The organism is Bifidobacterium miconisargentati (assembly GCF_019331675.1).
GTDB lineage: Bacteria > Actinomycetota > Actinomycetes > Actinomycetales > Bifidobacteriaceae > Bifidobacterium > Bifidobacterium miconisargentati.
In genome coordinates this window covers 21,658-38,239 of sequence record NZ_JAHBBJ010000008.1, presented here as the reverse complement: position 1 = coordinate 38,239, position 16,582 = coordinate 21,658, and the positions used below count along the sequence as shown (strand labels likewise).

At 64.8% G+C, this 16,582-nt stretch carries 12 protein-coding genes; 5 read left to right on the top strand and 7 right to left on the bottom strand.

Features of this window, described 5'->3' with window-relative positions:
• The first annotated feature begins 37 nt into the window (after positions 1 to 37).
• Complete coding sequence (locus KIH81_RS06260) at positions 38 to 2,482, top strand: glycogen/starch/alpha-glucan phosphorylase (RefSeq protein WP_214304577.1); 2,445 nt, start codon at positions 38 to 40, stop codon at positions 2,480 to 2,482.
• Between the two features lie 401 nt (positions 2,483 to 2,883).
• Here the strand turns inward: KIH81_RS06260 and KIH81_RS06255 are convergent, their stop codons facing one another.
• Positions 2,884 to 3,105, bottom strand: a complete 222-nt coding sequence (locus tag KIH81_RS06255; protein ID WP_170114947.1) for a hypothetical protein — start codon at positions 3,103 to 3,105, stop codon at positions 2,884 to 2,886.
• 124 nt (positions 3,106 to 3,229) lie between these two features.
• Between KIH81_RS06255 and KIH81_RS06250 the strand changes: the two genes are divergently transcribed.
• Positions 3,230 to 3,967: a rhomboid family intramembrane serine protease gene (locus KIH81_RS06250; RefSeq protein WP_214304576.1), complete on the top strand. Its 738-nt coding sequence runs from the start codon at positions 3,230 to 3,232 to the stop codon at positions 3,965 to 3,967.
• Between the two features lie 792 nt (positions 3,968 to 4,759).
• On the opposite strand, the gene crgA is transcribed toward KIH81_RS06250, so the two are convergent.
• A complete protein-coding gene (gene crgA, locus KIH81_RS06245; RefSeq protein ID WP_193852551.1) occupies positions 4,760 to 5,197 on the bottom strand; it encodes a cell division protein CrgA in 438 nt (145 codons plus the stop codon).
• Between the two features lie 81 nt (positions 5,198 to 5,278).
• Here crgA and KIH81_RS06240 point away from each other — a divergent pair, with 81 nt between their 5' ends.
• The 3 genes from KIH81_RS06240 (at position 5,279) to KIH81_RS06230 (ending at position 8,289) form a co-directional block, all read left to right on the top strand.
• Complete coding sequence (locus KIH81_RS06240) at positions 5,279 to 6,055, top strand: DUF881 domain-containing protein (protein ID WP_214304575.1); 777 nt, start codon at positions 5,279 to 5,281, stop codon at positions 6,053 to 6,055.
• A 167-nt stretch (positions 6,056 to 6,222) separates the two neighbouring features.
• Positions 6,223 to 7,317, top strand: coding sequence for a class E sortase (locus KIH81_RS06235; RefSeq protein WP_236029375.1), 1,095 nt, complete (start codon positions 6,223 to 6,225; stop codon positions 7,315 to 7,317).
• Positions 7,318 to 7,644: 327 nt separating this feature from the next.
• The gene (locus KIH81_RS06230; RefSeq protein WP_214304574.1) at positions 7,645 to 8,289 is read left to right on the top strand and encodes an anthranilate synthase component II; all 645 of its coding nucleotides are present in this window, start codon (positions 7,645 to 7,647) and stop codon (positions 8,287 to 8,289) included.
• Positions 8,290 to 8,532: 243 nt separating this feature from the next.
• On the opposite strand, the gene pknB is transcribed toward KIH81_RS06230, so the two are convergent.
• Genes pknB through KIH81_RS06205 form a run of 5 tightly spaced genes read right to left on the bottom strand, consistent with a single transcriptional unit; the run spans position 8,533 to position 16,580 of the window.
• A complete protein-coding gene (gene pknB, locus KIH81_RS06225; RefSeq protein ID WP_420829131.1) occupies positions 8,533 to 10,611 on the bottom strand; it encodes a Stk1 family PASTA domain-containing Ser/Thr kinase in 2,079 nt (692 codons plus the stop codon).
• Positions 10,608 to 11,561, bottom strand: a complete 954-nt coding sequence (locus tag KIH81_RS06220; protein WP_109055962.1) for a serine/threonine-protein kinase — start codon at positions 11,559 to 11,561, stop codon at positions 10,608 to 10,610. The genes pknB and KIH81_RS06220 overlap by 4 nt, the downstream gene beginning before the upstream one ends.
• Positions 11,558 to 13,024 (bottom strand): peptidoglycan D,D-transpeptidase FtsI family protein, encoded by a 1,467-nt coding sequence (locus KIH81_RS06215; protein ID WP_214304573.1) that lies wholly within the window; start codon positions 13,022 to 13,024, stop codon positions 11,558 to 11,560. Before KIH81_RS06215 ends, KIH81_RS06220 begins: the two co-directional genes overlap by 4 nt.
• The gene (locus KIH81_RS06210; RefSeq protein WP_236029353.1) at positions 13,021 to 14,904 is read right to left on the bottom strand and encodes an FtsW/RodA/SpoVE family cell cycle protein; all 1,884 of its coding nucleotides are present in this window, start codon (positions 14,902 to 14,904) and stop codon (positions 13,021 to 13,023) included. The genes KIH81_RS06215 and KIH81_RS06210 overlap by 4 nt, the downstream gene beginning before the upstream one ends.
• Positions 14,901 to 16,580, bottom strand: a complete 1,680-nt coding sequence (locus KIH81_RS06205; protein WP_214304572.1) for a PP2C family protein-serine/threonine phosphatase — start codon at positions 16,578 to 16,580, stop codon at positions 14,901 to 14,903. The genes KIH81_RS06210 and KIH81_RS06205 overlap by 4 nt, the downstream gene beginning before the upstream one ends.
• Positions 16,581 to 16,582: the final 2 nt, after the last annotated feature.

Genomic DNA, 16,582 nt, shown 5'->3' with positions numbered 1-16,582 from the left:
AATGAAGTCGGGCAACTATCCCGGAAGGAAAGTCAGAATGACCGAAATCACCGCACCCAAGTCTCCTGTCACGGCGGCTCAGTTCGCCGACGAGATTCGCGAGCAACTCAAGTACACCCAGAACGTCACCCCTGAGCAGGCCGCCGCCGCCGACGTGTACGTCGCCGCCGCCAAGGCCGTGCGCAACCACCTCGCGGACGCCTGGTTCACCACCCAGGCCGACACCGTCAACGGCAACACCAAGGCCGTGGGCTACCTCTCCGCCGAGTTCCTCATGGGCAAGCAGCTGGAGAACGCACTGCTCAACGCCGGTCTGACCGAGCAGTTCGACGAGGCCGTCGAGGCCCTCGGCTTCCAGCCGAAGGACATCGTCGACGCCGAGTACGAGCCGGGCCTGGGCAACGGCGGCCTCGGCCGTCTCGCCGCCTGCTTCATCGACTCCCTCGCCTCCCTGGGCGTGCCGGCCTTCGGCTACGGTATCCAGTACAAGTACGGCATCTTCAAGCAGACGTTCGACGAGAACGGCAAGCAGGTGGAGACCCCGGACTACTGGCTGAGCAACGAGGAGCCGTGGGGCCACATCGACTACAACCGTGACCAGAAGGTCTCCTTCGGCGGCGAGGTCGTCGAGGAGAACGGCAAGAAGGTGTGGAAGCCGGCCTGGTCCGTGCGCGCCGTGCCGGTCGACTACCTGGTGCCCGGCTACAAGTCCCAGCGCGTGAACACCCTGCGCCTGTGGACCGCCAAGAGCTACGACGAGTTCGATCTGCTCGCCTTCAACCGCTCCGAGTACATGGAGGCCGTCAAGCCGCAGGTCAAGGCCGAGAACATCTCCAAGATCCTCTACCCGGAGGATTCCACCAAGGTCGGCAAGGAGCTGCGTCTCGAGCAGCAGTACTTCTTCGTGTCCGCCTCCCTGCATGACGCCATCCGCGTCTTCTACCCGGGCCAGGACAAGCCGGATCTGACCACCTTCCCGGACAAGATCACCTTCCAGCTCAACGACACCCACCCGGTGATCGGCATCCCGGAGCTCATGCGCATCCTCATCGATGAGTACGGCTACGACTGGGATACCGCCTGGACCGTGACCCAGAAGACCTTCAACTACACCTGCCACACCCTGCTGCCGGAGGCCCTCGAGGTCTGGCCGGCCAGCCTGATCGGCGAGCTGCTGCCGCGTCACCTCGAGATCATCGAGAAGATCAACGAGCAGTTCGAGGACGAGCTCAAGGGCAAGGGCGTCGCCGACGAGACCATCGAGGACATGCGCATCTACACCGGCGACTCGGTCCGCATGGCCTACCTGGCCACCTACGGCGGCTCCCACGTCAACGGCGTGGCCGAGCTGCACTCCCAGCTGCTCAAGGACGTCACCCTGAAGAACTTCTCCGACGCCTACCCGGACAAGTTCACCAACGTGACCAACGGCGTGACCCCGCGTCGCTTCGTCAAGCTGGCCAACCCCGGCCTGTCCGACCTCATCACCGAGGGCCTGGGCACCGACAAGTGGCTCTCCGACCTCGAGCTGCTGCAGGGCCTGGTCCCGCTGGCCCAGGACGACGAGTTCGTCAAGAAGTTCGCCGCCGTCAAGGCCGCCAACAAGCACTCCTTCGTGGGCTTCGCCAAGGATCGCTACGGCATCGACATCGACGAGAACACCATGTTCAACACGATGGTCAAGCGTCTGCACGAGTACAAGCGCCAGAGCCTGAAGATCCTGGCCGTCATCTCCAAGTACGCCGCCATCAAGAACGGCACCGTCTCCGCCGACGAGATCCTGCCGCGCACCGTGTTCTTCGGTGCCAAGGCCGCCCCGGGCTACTACCTGGCCAAGATGACCATCCAGCTCATCAACAACGTCTCCAAGGTCGTCAACAACGATCCGGACGTCAAGGGCAAGCTGGCCGTCCACATGCTGCCGAACTACAACATCGAGATGGCCCAGAACCTGATCCCCGCCACCGAGCTGGACGAGCAGATCTCCCAGGCCGGCAAGGAAGCCTCCGGCACCGGCAACATGAAGTTCGCCCTCAACGGCGCCCTGACCGTGGGTACCCTGGACGGCGCGAACGTCGAGATCCGCGAGAAGGTCGGCGCCGAGAACTTCTTCCTCTTCGGCATGACCGTCGATGAGGTCGAGAAGCTGTACGCCGACGGTTACGATCCGGCCAAGTACTACGAGGCCGATCCTCGCCTGAAGCAGGCCATCGATCTGGTCGCCAACGGCACCTTCTCCAACGGCGACCGCAACGCCTACGCCCCGCTCGTGGCCGATTGGCTGACCAAGGATTGGTTCATGACCTTGGCCGACTTCTCCGCCTACGCCGACATCCAGGCCGAGATCGAGAAGCTCTACCGCGACCCGCTCGAGTGGAACCGCAAGGCCCTGCTCAACGTGGCCAACTCCGGCTACTTCAGCTCCGACCGCTCGATGGAGGATTACCTCGAGCGCATTTGGCACACCGGTCCTCTCGCCTGATAATGGAGCGTCCTCGTCGTTGCAGAAGGTTCGACGTACCTTCGTACGCCTTCGCCTTCTGCGCCTAGAGGCCGCACGCATTATCAGTCCAGCAAGCTCGCCAACTGACGGCTCGGAACCGGCGCGCCAAATGCGCGCTGGTCCCTGCCTCGCGACTGTCGTCGCTCGGCGTCGCCTACAAACAGTCCACCGGACTGTTTGCTTAACGGCGCCGCACGTCAGTCGACTCGCTCCGCTCGCCTGAGTTTTTCCGGCTCCCCTTGTCAGGGGAGCTGGCGCCGGAGGCGACTGAGGGATAGTCAGTGTTAGAACTCCCCTCGGTCAGTCGGCTGATGCACGGACATAAAGGAAGCCCCCGCAACCAATCGGTTGCGGGGGCTTTCCGTTATAACGGCTGGGAATCAGGCTTCGGCCGGGGCGGCTTCGGGCTCCTCCTCATCGCCCTTGTCCGCGGCCTTGTTCAGGCCCAGATCCACCGGCGAGGAGCTGTTCTCCCACGGCTCCTCCCACGGATCGTAATCCGGGTTCTGCTGCTTGTAGATGTACAGACCCACCACCGCTGCGAGCAGCGCGCCGAACAGCAGTGCGAAGAACTTCCAACCGTTAGAAGACTTGTTCTCCATGACGGCTCCTTTCCCTAGGGATCGTCTGGTCGGTATGCCCATTCAGACCGACTCTGCTCCCTATTCTAAGTCGGTGTTTGTGTCGATTGGGTGGAATGACATGCGCTCCGATACAGTGGAGCCCATGCGTATGCCTACCAAACAGCAGATTCGATACCAATGGGAACGCGGCGGTCCGGTGGTCACCTGGGCGTTGATCATCGTCTGCGTGGCGGTGTGGCTGGTGGAGGTGCTCGCCGGATTCCTTTCGCCGGTGCTGCAGAACTGGCTGATCGTGCAGGGCATGGCGGCCCCGGCCACGATGGTGCGCGAGCCGTGGACCATCGTCACCTCGATGTTCCTGCATGCGCCGAACTCGATTCTGCACATCCTGTTCAACATGATCGCCCTGTATTCTGTGGGCCCCGAACTCGAACGGCTCATGGGCCACTGGCGGTTCCTGGGTCTGTACATGATCTCCGGTCTCGGCGGCGCGCTGGGCCTCATGGCATGGGGCGTGCTGGCCCCCGGCGGTCAGGGATGGCGGTACGCCGCATACGGTGCCTCGGGCGCGCTGTTCGGCCTGTTCGCCGCCCTGCTGGTGGTGTATCGGCGCATTGGTGCCGATATCCGCTCGATGCTGGTGTGGATGGCGGTGAACTTCGCCCTGCCGTTCGTGGTGGGCGGCGTGGCCTGGCAGGCGCATGTGGGCGGCTTCGTGGTCGGCGGGCTGCTCACCTGGCTGCTGGTGGCCGGCGTGAAGCCGTGGCGCGGCAAGAGCCTGAAATGGCGCATGCAGGTGTATGGCTGGGGTGTCACCGTGCTGGTGATCGCGCTGATTCTCGCCCTCAACACCGCCAACCCGTACGCCGGGCTGCTGTAAGGTCCTGCCCTCCCCGATCCACACCCGAGTTATGCACATCGACGATGCAAGGGATACCGCGGGGTGTGGAATCGAGTTGTGCACAGGTGTGGGGAAAAGTGTATAAGTCTGTGGATAACCCGGTGAATCGGTGGATATCAGGGCAGCCCGGTGTATAAGTCCTCTTCGCGCAACTGTGGATAACTTGCGTATCATGCCGATTTCCTGGCTTTTCATGCACCGGCCAACCGGCGGAAAATCGGCGTAAATCAGGGTTATACACGGGATATGCACCATGAAACGCACCTTATCCACCACTTATCCACTAGTTATCCACACCCTTTTCCACATTCGGTGGATAACTGGCCCGAAAAACTACAATCATGTAATTCATCCACATTGGGTGGATAACCGTGTGGATAACTCGTGGATAAGTGGTGGATAGCTGTGGGTAACTGGTGGACAAGACGTGCACAGCCGATACCGGCCCGCCAGAACGGAACGGATACGCAAAGGTTCTTAAACCAAGATTGGCATGAATTCCATTGGGCTACCCCTCAGTCGGCTTCGCCGACAGCTCTACCGTAATCAAGGACGAACTTCGTTCGCGTCCCGTTGGCTCGACCGTCGTCTCACACATTGCCTACAAACAGCTCCGCTGTTTGCCTTACGGCAATGTCCTTCAAGGGGAGCCAAGAATGGGGCCATGTCAATCTTGGTTGAACAGAGCCTACGCAAAAGGCCGGCTCCCGATCCGGAAGAATCGGAAAGCCGGCCTTGAAATACGTCAATCAGACGACGAAGGTAGCGGACTCAGCGCCAACCCATCGTCATCAGGAAGCCCACCATGATCAGCGCGAAGCCGATCGCCAGGTTCCAGGCGCCGATGTTCGGAATCGGCCAGGCGCCGGAGGGGGACAGGTAGTACACCACGCACCAGATCAAACCGATGATCATGAACGCGCAGAACACCGGCACGAACCAACGCGGGTTGGACTTGGTGCCCTTGATGGTCTCCTCCACGCGCTTGGTGTTCTCCTCCTGGCGGCTCATCATGCGCTGCATCTGCGGGGTCATCGTGGACTTGTCGGCGGTGGCGTTCAGGACGGCCTGAACCTGATCCATATCAACACCGTAGTTCTCGTCCTCGGCGGCAGCAGCGTCGTCAGCGGCCTTGGCGGAAGTCTCGTCCTGCCAGTCCTTCTGGTCGTTCGAGTCGGTTTCGTGCAGCTCTTCGTTAGCCATCAGCATAGTCTCCATTCAATAGGCTAAAAGTCATAATAGTGGTTACACTCGAAACCAGCGAACACGCCGAGGAAAAGACGGGTATTTATGGTCAAACACGTGGGTAAGCATGGCGTGAAGCGCTCTCTTGCGGCCGGTATCGCGGCGTTCGTGGTCATCGCGCTCACCGGATTCCTGCTCAGCACCAACGTGCGCGTGAACCGTACCACCACCGTGAACAATGATACCGCCGACCTCATCGAACACAGCGTGGACGAGGTGGCGGGCCTGCAAAAGGAGGTCACGGATCTAACCTCGCAGATCGACAGTCTCACCGACATCCTCAGCGCAGACGGCTCGCAAAGCTCATCCCAGTCCGGCGGCAACGATTCCAGCCTGATGTTGCCCGAACTGGAGGGTGCGGGCGTGACCGTGATCCTCGACGATTCGCCGCTGTGGGAGAACGCGGTGAACAACAACGGCTCGATCTCGAACATTGACGACTACGTGATCCACCAGCAGGACGTGGAGTCCGTGGTCAACGCGCTGTGGGCCGGCGGCGCCCAGGCCATGATGATCATGGACCAGCGCGTGCTGTTCAATTCCGCCGTGATCTGCTCGGGCAACGTGCTCTCGCTGCACGGCAAGAAATACGCGCCGCCGTTCACCATCTCCGCCATCGGCGATGCCTCGGCCATGCGCAAGGCACTCAACGACTCCAAGGCCATCACCATTCTGAAACAGTACGTCACCGCGTTCGGCATCGGGTACAAGGTGGAGAACAAGGACGACCTCCAGTTCCCGTCCACCGCGGCCCTGCTCCAGCAGCTCAAGTACGCCACGGTCGATTCGTCCAAGGTCAAGGACGAGGAGGCGGCGCAGTGAGCCGCGGCAGGCACACCGGCGGGGCCGGCGGCTCGCGCGGCCGATTCGGTAGCCGGGCCGAGGCGCGTGGGGCGCGTAGGGGAGCGGCGGGTGCGCAGGGCGACGGCGTCGTTGCGATGATTCCCGGCGGTTCCGGCCAGATTCCCGGTGGCTCGCGCAACGTAGGCATGCCCGGCACCCGCCGAGGCCCGCTGTGGCAGGCGCTCGGCGTCGTTGCGGAACTGCTCATCACCGTGGCCGCGATCTGCGCGCTGTACATCGTATGGCAGATGTGGTGGACCGGCGTGGAATCCGAGCAGACGCAGAACGAGACCCTGCAATCCGTCTCCTGGTCCGATCCGGCGGCAGGAAGCAACGACAGCGGCACCACGACCATCGCCAAGGCGCAGGAGGGCGACCCGCCCGCCGAACCCGAGAACCCGCAGTACGGCGACCTCATCGCCCAGGTGTACATCCCCCGCTTCGGCTCGGGCTGGCACCGCAACTTGGTGGAGGGTACCACGCTCGAACAGCTCAACCGCCACGGTCTCGGCCGGTACCAGACCAGCCAACTGCCCGGTCAGGTGGGCAACTTCGCGTTCGCCGGCCACCGCAACGGCTACGGACAGCCGCTCGGCGACGTGGACAAGCTCCAGACCGGCGACCCCATCATCATCCGCACCGAGCACTACTGGTACGTCTACCACTACACGCGCTACGAGATCGTGCTGCCCACCGACACGTATGTGATCTCGGCCAACCCCGAGAACCCGGGTGCCGAACCCACCAAACGCATGATCACGATGACCACCTGCGAGCCGAAATACTCCACACCCACGCATCGCTGGATCAGCTACGGCGAACTGGCCTACTGGGCCAAGGTGTCCGACGGGGTGCCGGCCGAGCTGGCCACCACCGATTCGTCCGGGGCGGTGAAGTTTGCGGTGACCGAGACGCCGTCCGTGGCCTCGCGCATCGGCTCGCTGGACCGTGTGATGGCATGGGCCCTGGTGGCGTGGGTGATTCTGTTCATCGCCGCCGCCGTGGCTTGGCGATGGCCGGTGATGCGTGCGATTCGTCTGGGGGAGCGTCGCCGTCCGGACGCGAGCCTGTATGGCGCTTTGGTGCGATTACAGCCCGGCGTGCTGCCGATCCGACTGCTGCTGGCCGCGCTGCTCCTGTTCGCGGCCTCCTGCGCGCTGTTCCAGTGGGGATTCCCCTGGGCCGCCGCGCACATCCCCTTCCTCCAGCAGATGTCCAATTACGTGGCCGTTCCGCAGTAGTGGGAATCGGCCTGCGGCCGATGCTGGGTTTTTCCGCAGACTTTCGTCTGCGTTGCTGCTCTCCCTCCGTCTCGGCTTACGCCGAGCCACCTCCCTCGCCAGAGGGAGGCAAGTCTATATCGTATAGTTCCTTGGCCCCCTCTGACGAGGGGGCTGTCAGCGAAGCTGACTGGGGGAGAGAAGAGGCAGGCGGAAGTCTGCGGGAAACACAGCATCGGCCGCACGCCGATTCCTCACGCCAATTCCTCCTTACTGGAATCAACCCGCATCGCCGCACCCGTACTGAGTAGTATGGCTTGCAGAACACGTCTTCCAAGGAGAGCAAGCATGACTGATTCCGCGCACATTCTGGTGGTGGATAACTACGATTCGTTCGTCTACACGATCGTCGGCTACCTGAAAACCCTCGGCGCCACCGTTGACGTGGTGCGCAACGACGCCATCGACCCGGCCGCGCCCGGCGTGCTGGACGGCTACGACGGCGTGCTGATCTCCCCCGGTCCCGGCGCCCCGGCCGAATCCGGTGCCAGCGAGGGCATGATCCGTCTGGCCGCCGAGACCGATACGCCCATGTTCGGCGTATGCCTTGGCCTGCAGGCGCTCGCCGAGGTCTACGGCTGCACGGTGGACCACGCGCCCACCATCATGCACGGCAAGACCAGCCAGGTGGAACATATCGACGATGAGATCTTCGAAGGCGTGGCCAACCCGATGACCGCCACCCGCTACCATTCGCTGGCCGTGGAACCCGATTCCGTGCCGGACACGCTCGTGGTGACCGCATGGACCGAGGGCGACCACATCATCCAGGGCCTGAAGGTCAAGGGCAAGCATATGTACGCGGTGCAGTTCCACCCCGAATCGGTGATGACGCAGGACGGCTACCGTCTGCTCGCCAACTGGCTCAAGGTCTGCGGCCAGGAGAACGCCGTGGCCAAGTCCGCCGGTCTGCAGCCGAAGGTGACGAAGTAAGGGCTTATATAGATAGTTGGGCTCGTCCTGCAATTAAGGACGAACTTCGTTCGCGTTTTGCCGGCTCGACTGTCGTCTCGCACATTGCCTACAAACAGCTCTGCTGTTTGCTTCACGGCAATGTCCCTGTTGAGGGGAGCTGTCAGCGGAGCTGGCTGGGGAATGTCCCGATGGACTCCCCTCAGTCTCACTCCGTTCGACAGCTCCCCTCAGAGAGGGGAGCCAGTTTGTTTCTATCGATGGTTACTCCGTGGGCGTGGTGGGCTTGGTCTCGCCGCCGTCGGTGGAGCCGCCGCCGTTGTCGGTGCTGCCTCCGTTGTTGCCGTTGCCGCCGCTACCGCTGCTGGTGGTGGTGAGCGTCACCGTGGAGCCCTTGTCCACCTGCGTGCCGGCACCCGGATTGATGCTCACCACGATGGCCGTGGAGTCGGTGGGGCCGCTGACCGAGACGTTCAGGCCCTCGGCCTGCAGCATGAGCTTGGCGGTCGTATAGGACGTGCCCGCGGCGATGGAAGGCACCGTGACCTGCTGCTTGCCGGTGGACACCCACAGCGTGATCGTGCCGTGCTGCTCGATGGCCACGCCCGAGCCGGGGCTCACGCGCGTGATCGAGCCGGCCGGCACCGTATCCGACTCCTCCTCCTGGAAGTTGAGGGTGAAGTCGTCGCCGTACTCGGCCACCACGGCTTCCTTGGTCTGGCCCACGAGGTTGCTCGGCACCACCGTCATGCCGGTGGACACGTAGATCGTGATGGTCGTGCCCTTGGGCTGCGAGGAACCGGCGGCCGGATCGGTGCGGGTCACCTTGTCCTTCTCGATGGAATCGCTGGGCTCGCTCTTGACCGAGCTGTTCACCTTGAATCCGGCCTTCTCCAGCTTGGTGCGGGCCTCGCTCTGGCTCAGATCCTTGACGTCGGGCACGGACGTGGACTGCGGGCCGTCGGAGAACCAGACCTCCACCTCGGAGCCCTTGGACACCTTGGAACCCGCCTCCGGGCTCATCTTGGTGCATGTGCCGGCCGGTTCGGTCGAGTCGGTGTCGTGTTTCTCCACCATGGTCAGGCCCAGCGCCTTGAGCTTGGCGTTGATGCCGTCCTTGGAGGTGTTGGCCGTGCATTCCGGCACGGTGACCGTGTCGGCCGTGGCGGAACCGGTGTCACGCAGGGCGTACACCACGCCGCAAACGATGGCGATTACCGCCACGATGCCGATGATCGTGCTGATGATGATGGTCCGGCGCTTCTTGGCCTTGGCCGCCGCCGCACGCTGCTTGGCGCGCGACTGCACCGAGGCGAAACTGCCGCTGGCCGGGACGATCTGCTCGAACTGGCCGGTGGCCGGGTTGTACGCGGTGGTGGGCTGGCGGTCCATCTGCACGGTGGGGCTGGCGGTCTCCGCGTTCTTGCGGGCCTGCACGTTGGTCATGTCCGTGAGCGGGTTGAACGCGGCCGCCACGGGCACGCCGCCGTTCATGAAGGTCAGGATGTCGTTGCGGAATTCCGCGGCCGTGGCATAGCGGTTCTGACGGTCCTTGGCCATGGCCTTGGCGCAGATGGAATCCCACATCTTCGGCAGGCCGGGCACCACGGCGGAAGGCGGCGTGGCCACCTCGGACACGTGCTGGTAGGCGATGGCCACGGCCGAATCACCGGTGAACGGCGGACGCCCGGTGAGCATCTCGTAGAGCACGCAGCCGGCCGAATACAGGTCAGAGCGCATGTCCACGGTCTCGCCGCGGGCCTGCTCCGGGGAGAGGTACTGCGCGGTGCCCACCACGCCCTGCGACTGGGTCATCGTGGCCGCGGAATCGTCCAGTGCGCGCGCGATGCCGAAGTCCATGACCTTGACCACGCCCTGCTCGGAGATCATGATGTTGCCGGGCTTGATGTCGCGGTGGATCACACCCATGCGGTGCGAGTAGTCGAGGGCGCTGAGCACGCCGAGCATCACCTGTTCGGCGTCGCGCTGGCTCAGGGAGCCGTTCACCTTGAGGATGTCGCGCAGGGTCTGGCCCTTGACGTACTCCATGACCAGGTACGGCAGCAGTTCGGTCTGGCCGTTCTCGCTGGAGACGGTCTCCTCGCCGGAATCGTAGATGTTGACGATGTTCGGGTTGTTCATCTGCGCCACGGCGTGCGCTTCACGGCGGAAGCGGGCCAGGAAGATGTCGTCGTTGGCCAGGTCGGCGCGCATGATCTTGATGGCCACGGTGCGGCCCAGACGGGTGTCGAGGGCCACGTGGACCTCGGCCATGCCGCCGCGGCCGATGAGCTGGCCAAGCTGGTATCGGCCGCCGGCCAACGCAGTAGGCATGCTGCTCATTGCTTCTTCCTTCCAATCCTTGAGACCGGGGTCTCCAATACGATGCGCGGCGTGCTCGTGACCCTGCGCGGCAGGCGTCCGCCGGACGCGATCGTGGCGGTCCGGTCGGTCATTTCGGTCTGCTGGTCAAGCAGGCGGCGTTCGATGCGGGCCAGCGTGCGGGAGACCACAAGCGCGTCCTTCGGGCGGTCCAGCGGGTCCTTGGCCAGCATGGACATGACGAACTCGCGCAACTGCACGTCCACCGAATCGGGCAGCGGCGGCACCGGGTCGTTCACGTGCGCGGCCGCGATGTCCACCGGCGTGGTGCCGGTGAACGGGCGATGGCCGGCCAGACCCTCGTAGGCCACCACGCCCAGCGAGTAGATGTCCGACTGGGGCGTGGCCTGCTGGCCCTGCGCCTGCTCGGGGGAGATGTACTGGGCGGTGCCCACCACCATGCCGTCCTGGGTGATCTGGCCCTGGCCGGTGGAGTAGCTCACGCCGAAGTCCGTGATCTTGACCTGGCCGGAGTCGGAGACCATGATGTTGGCCGGCTTGACGTCGCGGTGGATCACGCCGTGGCTGTGCGCCACGAACAGGCCGCGCGCGGTCTGGATGAGGATCGGCAGCAGCTCGGTGGCGTCCATCGCGCCCTTCTCGTGGAACAGGTCCGCCAGCGACTTGCTCGGCACGTACTCCATGATGAGGAAGCCGATGCCGTCGTGCTCGTAGTATTCGAACAGCGCGGCGATGTTCGGGTGCGCGAGGTTCGCGGAATTGTGGGCCTCGGCGCGCAGTCGGCGCAGCTTGGCCTCGGCGTTGGTCACGTCCGAACGCAGGGCCTTGATGGCCACCTCGCGGCCGAGCTGGATGTCGTAGCCCTTCCAGACCTCACCCATGCCGCCCTGCGCGAGGCGGGAATCCAAGCGATAACGTCGGTGAATCAGCTGACCTTCGATCAGTCTCATTGCTGCAGAGCCTCCTGAATCATCGCACGCATGATCGGGCCAGCGGCGAGCGAACCGTATACGTCAGTGTTGTGCACCAGCACGGCCACGGCGATCTGCGGATCGTCCGCCGGGGCGAAGCCGATCACCCAGCCGTCGATGCTGGTGTTGCCCACGCCGATCTGCGCGGTGCCGGTCTTGGCGGCCACCTGGATGCCGTCGATGGCCAGTTGCGGGTTGGCCTGGGTGACCACCTGCTCCATCATCTGGGTGAGCTTGTCTGCCGAATCCTTGCTGAAGACGTTCGCCATGACCTGCGCCTTGGTCTGCGAGAGCACGGTCAGGTCGGAGGCGCGCACGCGGTCCACGAGGGTGGGGCGCATAAGCTTGCCGTCGTTGGCGATGGCCTGGGCCACCATCGCCATCTGCAGCGGCGTGGCCGTGGTGTCGCCCTGGCCGATGGAGGCCAGCGCGAGCTTGTCGTCGGTCGGATCGGTGGGGAAGGTGGACGCGGTGGCCGTCATGGGGGTGCCGGTCGCATCCGAGCCGTCGATGGTGATGGTGCTGCCGAAGCCGAGCTTGGTGGCCATGTCGGAGACCTTCTCGGAGCCGAGCTTGACGCCCAACTGGGCGAATGCGGTGTTCGACGACCATGCGATGGCGTTCTGCAGGGTGATCTGACCGTTGGTGCCGTCCGCCTGCGATTCGGCGTTCGGCAGCTGGGTCACCGTGCCGGGCAGCGTGTAGGAGGAGCCGGCCGGAATCTGCGTGTCCGGCTCGTAGTCGCCGGTCTCCAGCGCGGTGGCGGCCACGATGGTCTTGAACGTGGATCCGGGCGGGTAGAGCTGCGAGGTGACGCGGTTGATGAGCGGGCTATCCTGGCCTGCGGACAGTTCCTGATACGCCTTGGCGGCGGCCTTGGTGTCGTGCGTGGCCAGTTGGTTCGGGTCGTAGCTCGGGGTGCTCACCATAGCCAGGATGCGGCCGGACTTGACCTCGATGGCCACGGCAGCGCCGTCGCGCGAGCCGAGCTGGTCGTAGGCCACCTGCTGCAGCTTCGGGTCGATGGACGTCTCGATGGAGGCGCCCTGGTTGGAGCCGCCGGTGAGCAGCGCCTTGGTGCGCTGCCACATCAGTGCGTCGGCCTCGCCGTTGAGCAGCATGCTGCGGGAGGCCTCGAGGCCGCGGTCGGCCGTCTGGGTGATGGAGAAGAAGCCGGTCACGGGCGCATACAGCGGGCCGTTGGAGTAGACGCGCTGGTACTTGAAGGCATCGTTGATCGGCTCGGATTTGGCCATTACCGTGCCGTCGGAGGCCAGGATGGCGCCGCGGTCGGCACCAAGCTGGTGGTAGAGCGAACGGGCGTTGCGCGAATCGTTGTTGAGCTCGTTCGCACGCACGGCCATGAGGATCGTGGAGGACAGGCCGAGCACCACGAACAGCGCCACCACGGCGGTGAAGAGCTGGCGCAGATACTTGTTCATACGCGGTCACCTCCGTTGACGGGTGGAATGGGCGGTAGGGAAGCGGTCCGGGTGGACGGCTCGGGGATGTCGAAGCGCGAAGGGTCCTGACGGGTGATGTCGATGATCGGATCGTCGTCATCGAGGTCGTCGGCGCCGTCCGAGCTGCCGAAGCCGGGGAAGCCGGAGAACGGGTTGTCCTCGGCGGCGTGCGCGGCGTGGGCTCCGTGGGCGGCATGCGAGGCATGGCCTGCGTGCGGAGCCGGGGGAGCGGGGATATCGGCGAACGATGCGGTCGGCGCGGGGGTCTGAGTGGACGTTGCCGTGTCCGGGGCGGCCGGCTGTGCGAATGATGCCGATGGTGCCGGCTGTGTCGGTTGCGCTGATTGCCCCGATCGCGTAGCCGCGGCGGCCTGACCGGCCTGCGCCGCATAGGCCACCTGCTGCGCCACGGCTTCGGTCCCGGTCGCGTCCGCGGATGCCGAAGCGGACGCGCTGCGCGGCTTGACGATCTCCTCGGTGGCGCGTGCGCGGGCCTTGAGCTCCTTGTCTCGCAGTACCGCCAGCGCCTCGTACTGGAACGTGTCCGAGGTCAGCTCCGGTTCCGGTGCGTTGGCCGCGTTGGAGATCACGATGAGCAGCGCCGCCAGGATGTAGTTGGCGATGAGGCTCGAGCCGCCCGCCGCCATATACGGCAGGGTCAGGCCGGTCAGCGGGATGACGAGCGTGATGCCGCCCACCACGGTGAACACCTGGAACGCCATGGTGAACACCAGGCCGGAGGCCAGCAGCTTGCCGAAGCCGTCCTTGACCTTCATGGACGTGATGAACCCGGAGGCCACGATGATCAGGTACATCATCAGGATGGCCAGCAGGCCCACCAGGCCGAGCTCCTCGCCGAGGGCCGCGTAGATGAAGTCCGAGTTGGCGAACGTGGTCAGGGCCGGGTGCCCCTGGCCCAGGCCGGTGCCGAGCAGGCCGCCGGAGGCCAAGCCGAAGATGCCGGTGACCAGCTGCCACGAGCCGCCGTATTCCTTGTTGTATTCCTCGGCGCTGAACGGGTGCAGCCAGGCGTCCACGCGCTGGCCCACATGGCTGAACATGCCCGCGGCGAGCACGGCACCTGCCGCGAAGGCGATCAGGCCGATGATGATCCAGCTCTTGCGGCCGGTGGCCACGTACAGCATGGCCACGAACATGGCGAAGAACATGAGCGAGGTACCCAGATCGTGCTGCATGATGAGCACGCCCATCGAGGCGAACCACACGATGATGATCGGGCCCAGGTCCTTGATGCGCGGCAGCTGCAGGCCAAGCACCTTCTTGCCGCCCACGGCCAGCTGGTCGCGGTGATCGAACAGGTAGGCGGCGAAGAAGAACGCCAGGAACAGCTTGGCGAACTCGCCGGGCTGGAACTGGCCGAGACCGGGGATCTTGACCCAGATGCGCGCGCCGTTGACCTCCTCGCCGATCACGGGCAGCATCGGGGAGAGCAGCAGTACCAGGCCCACCACCATGGACACGTACGAGAACCGCCGCAGCACGCGGTAGTCCCTGAGGAAGATGATGATCGGCGCCACGAGCACCAGCGCCAGGCACAGCCAGAGCAGCTGGCGCGTGCCCACGGACTTGCCCATGCTCTGGTCGATGCGGGCGATCATCGTCACGCCGGTGCTGGTCAGCAGCAGCACGCAGGGGATGATCGACTGGCTCGCGTACGGCTGGAATCGGATGGTCAGGCCCCATAGCACCAGGAAGAGCGCCACCACGACCGCCAGCATGATGAGGTACTGCTGCGGGAACTCGCCGGTGGTGCGCTGGAACATCTGGACCAGGCCGAGAGCGCTCACCGCCATCGCGAAGATGAGCAGCGAGATCTGGCGCAGGCGGGTTGCGATCATTGCGCACCCCCCGTGGCGGCGTCGTCCGCCGCGCCGATGTCCGGGTTGGACGAATCAGAGGAACTGGAATCACCGGACGAACCGGAGTCATTGGACTTGTCGGATGAAGACGAATCGGACGAATCGGCCTTGGCCTGCGCCTTCTCGGCGCTCTTGGTCACGGCCTCGGCCTTCTCCTCGGCCGCCTTCTCCTGCTGTTGCTGAAGTTTGATCATTTCACTGCGGATGATGTTCACATGCGACTGCGCCTCGGCCAGCGAATCCACCGTGATACCCTGCTTGAGCTGGTCACGCCAGGTAGTCGGCAGCTCGGAGGAGGTGATGTCCGTGCGCTCCACCGCATGCGAGAGCTCCAGGCCGAACACGTTGGTGGGGATGCCTTGGTAGATGGTCACCTTGCCGCTGCTGGTGCCCACGTAGTAACGGGTCTGGCTCCAGGCGTACCCGCCCCAGGCCACGCCGGCCAACGCCAGCAGCGCCAGCACGCAGCCGATCACCACGGCGATGGTGCCGCGGCGCTTCTTGACGCGCTTGGCCTTCTTCTGCTCCACATGCTCGGCATGGATGGCCTTGGCCACCTCCGGGTCGTTGGGGTCGGCGGACAGGCGTCCGTCGGTCTTGAGGACCACCGGGATCTCGCCGGTGTCCGGGTTGGCGCGCTCGCCGTTCTCCTCGCGCACGGTGGACGGCTGGGCCACGCGCACCGTGCCGGGTTCGGTGGCGGGCGCGTCGTCGGCGTCCTCGTGGGCGCTGGCCGGCTGGATGAGCGCGGCCGCGCGGGCGGCGGGGGAGTCGTCCTCGCGCAGGGCGGGGGCGGTGGCCACCGGTTCGTTGATGATGTCCGCGATGGGCTCCAGGTTACGGCTGGCCGCACCGCCGATGAGCGGCGTCTGGTGCGGCAGGTCGAAGGCGTCGGCGTCGAGGGCCAGCGTGGCGTCCGCGATCACGGCGGTCACGTTGTCCGTGCTGCCGGCGCGCAGGGCCATCTGCACGAGCCGTTGGGCGCACTCGCCCTGATCGGCCAGCGAGGTCATGGTCGCCTCGATGGTGGAGTCCTCCAGCACGCCGCACAGGCCGTCCGAGCACAGCAGCCAGCGGTCGGCGGGATGGGCCTTGCGGATGGAGATGTCCGGGTGCGGGTCGATGTCGAAGTCGCCGAGCACGCGCATCACCACGTTGCGCTGGGGGTGGTTCTTGGCCTCGGCGGGCGTGATGCGGCCGGTGTCGATGAGGTGCTGGACGTAGCTGTGGTCGCAGGTGATGCGGCCCAGATGACCGTCGCGCAGCAGATAGGCGCGTGAATCGCCGATGTGCGCGATCACCCAGTACCCGGCCACGAGGGCCACCGCGGTCACGGTGGTGCCCATGCCGGCCAGCTTGCGCTCGCGCTTGGCCTTGCCCACGATCGCGTCGTGCGCGGCCATGACGGAGGTCTCCATCATGCGAGAGATGGTTTCGATGTCGCCGCCGGTGTCGTCCTGTTCGATGTGCGCCAACGAGCGGATGGCGATGGAGGAGGCCGTGTCGCCGCCGGCGTGACCGCCCATGCCGTCGCAGATGGCGATGAGGTGCTCGCCCGCGAAGGATGAGTCCTGGTTGTTCGCGCGCACCGTGCCCACGTCGGACACGGTGGTGGAATACAGGAAGAGCGGTTGTGAAACGGCGGAATTGGGCATGC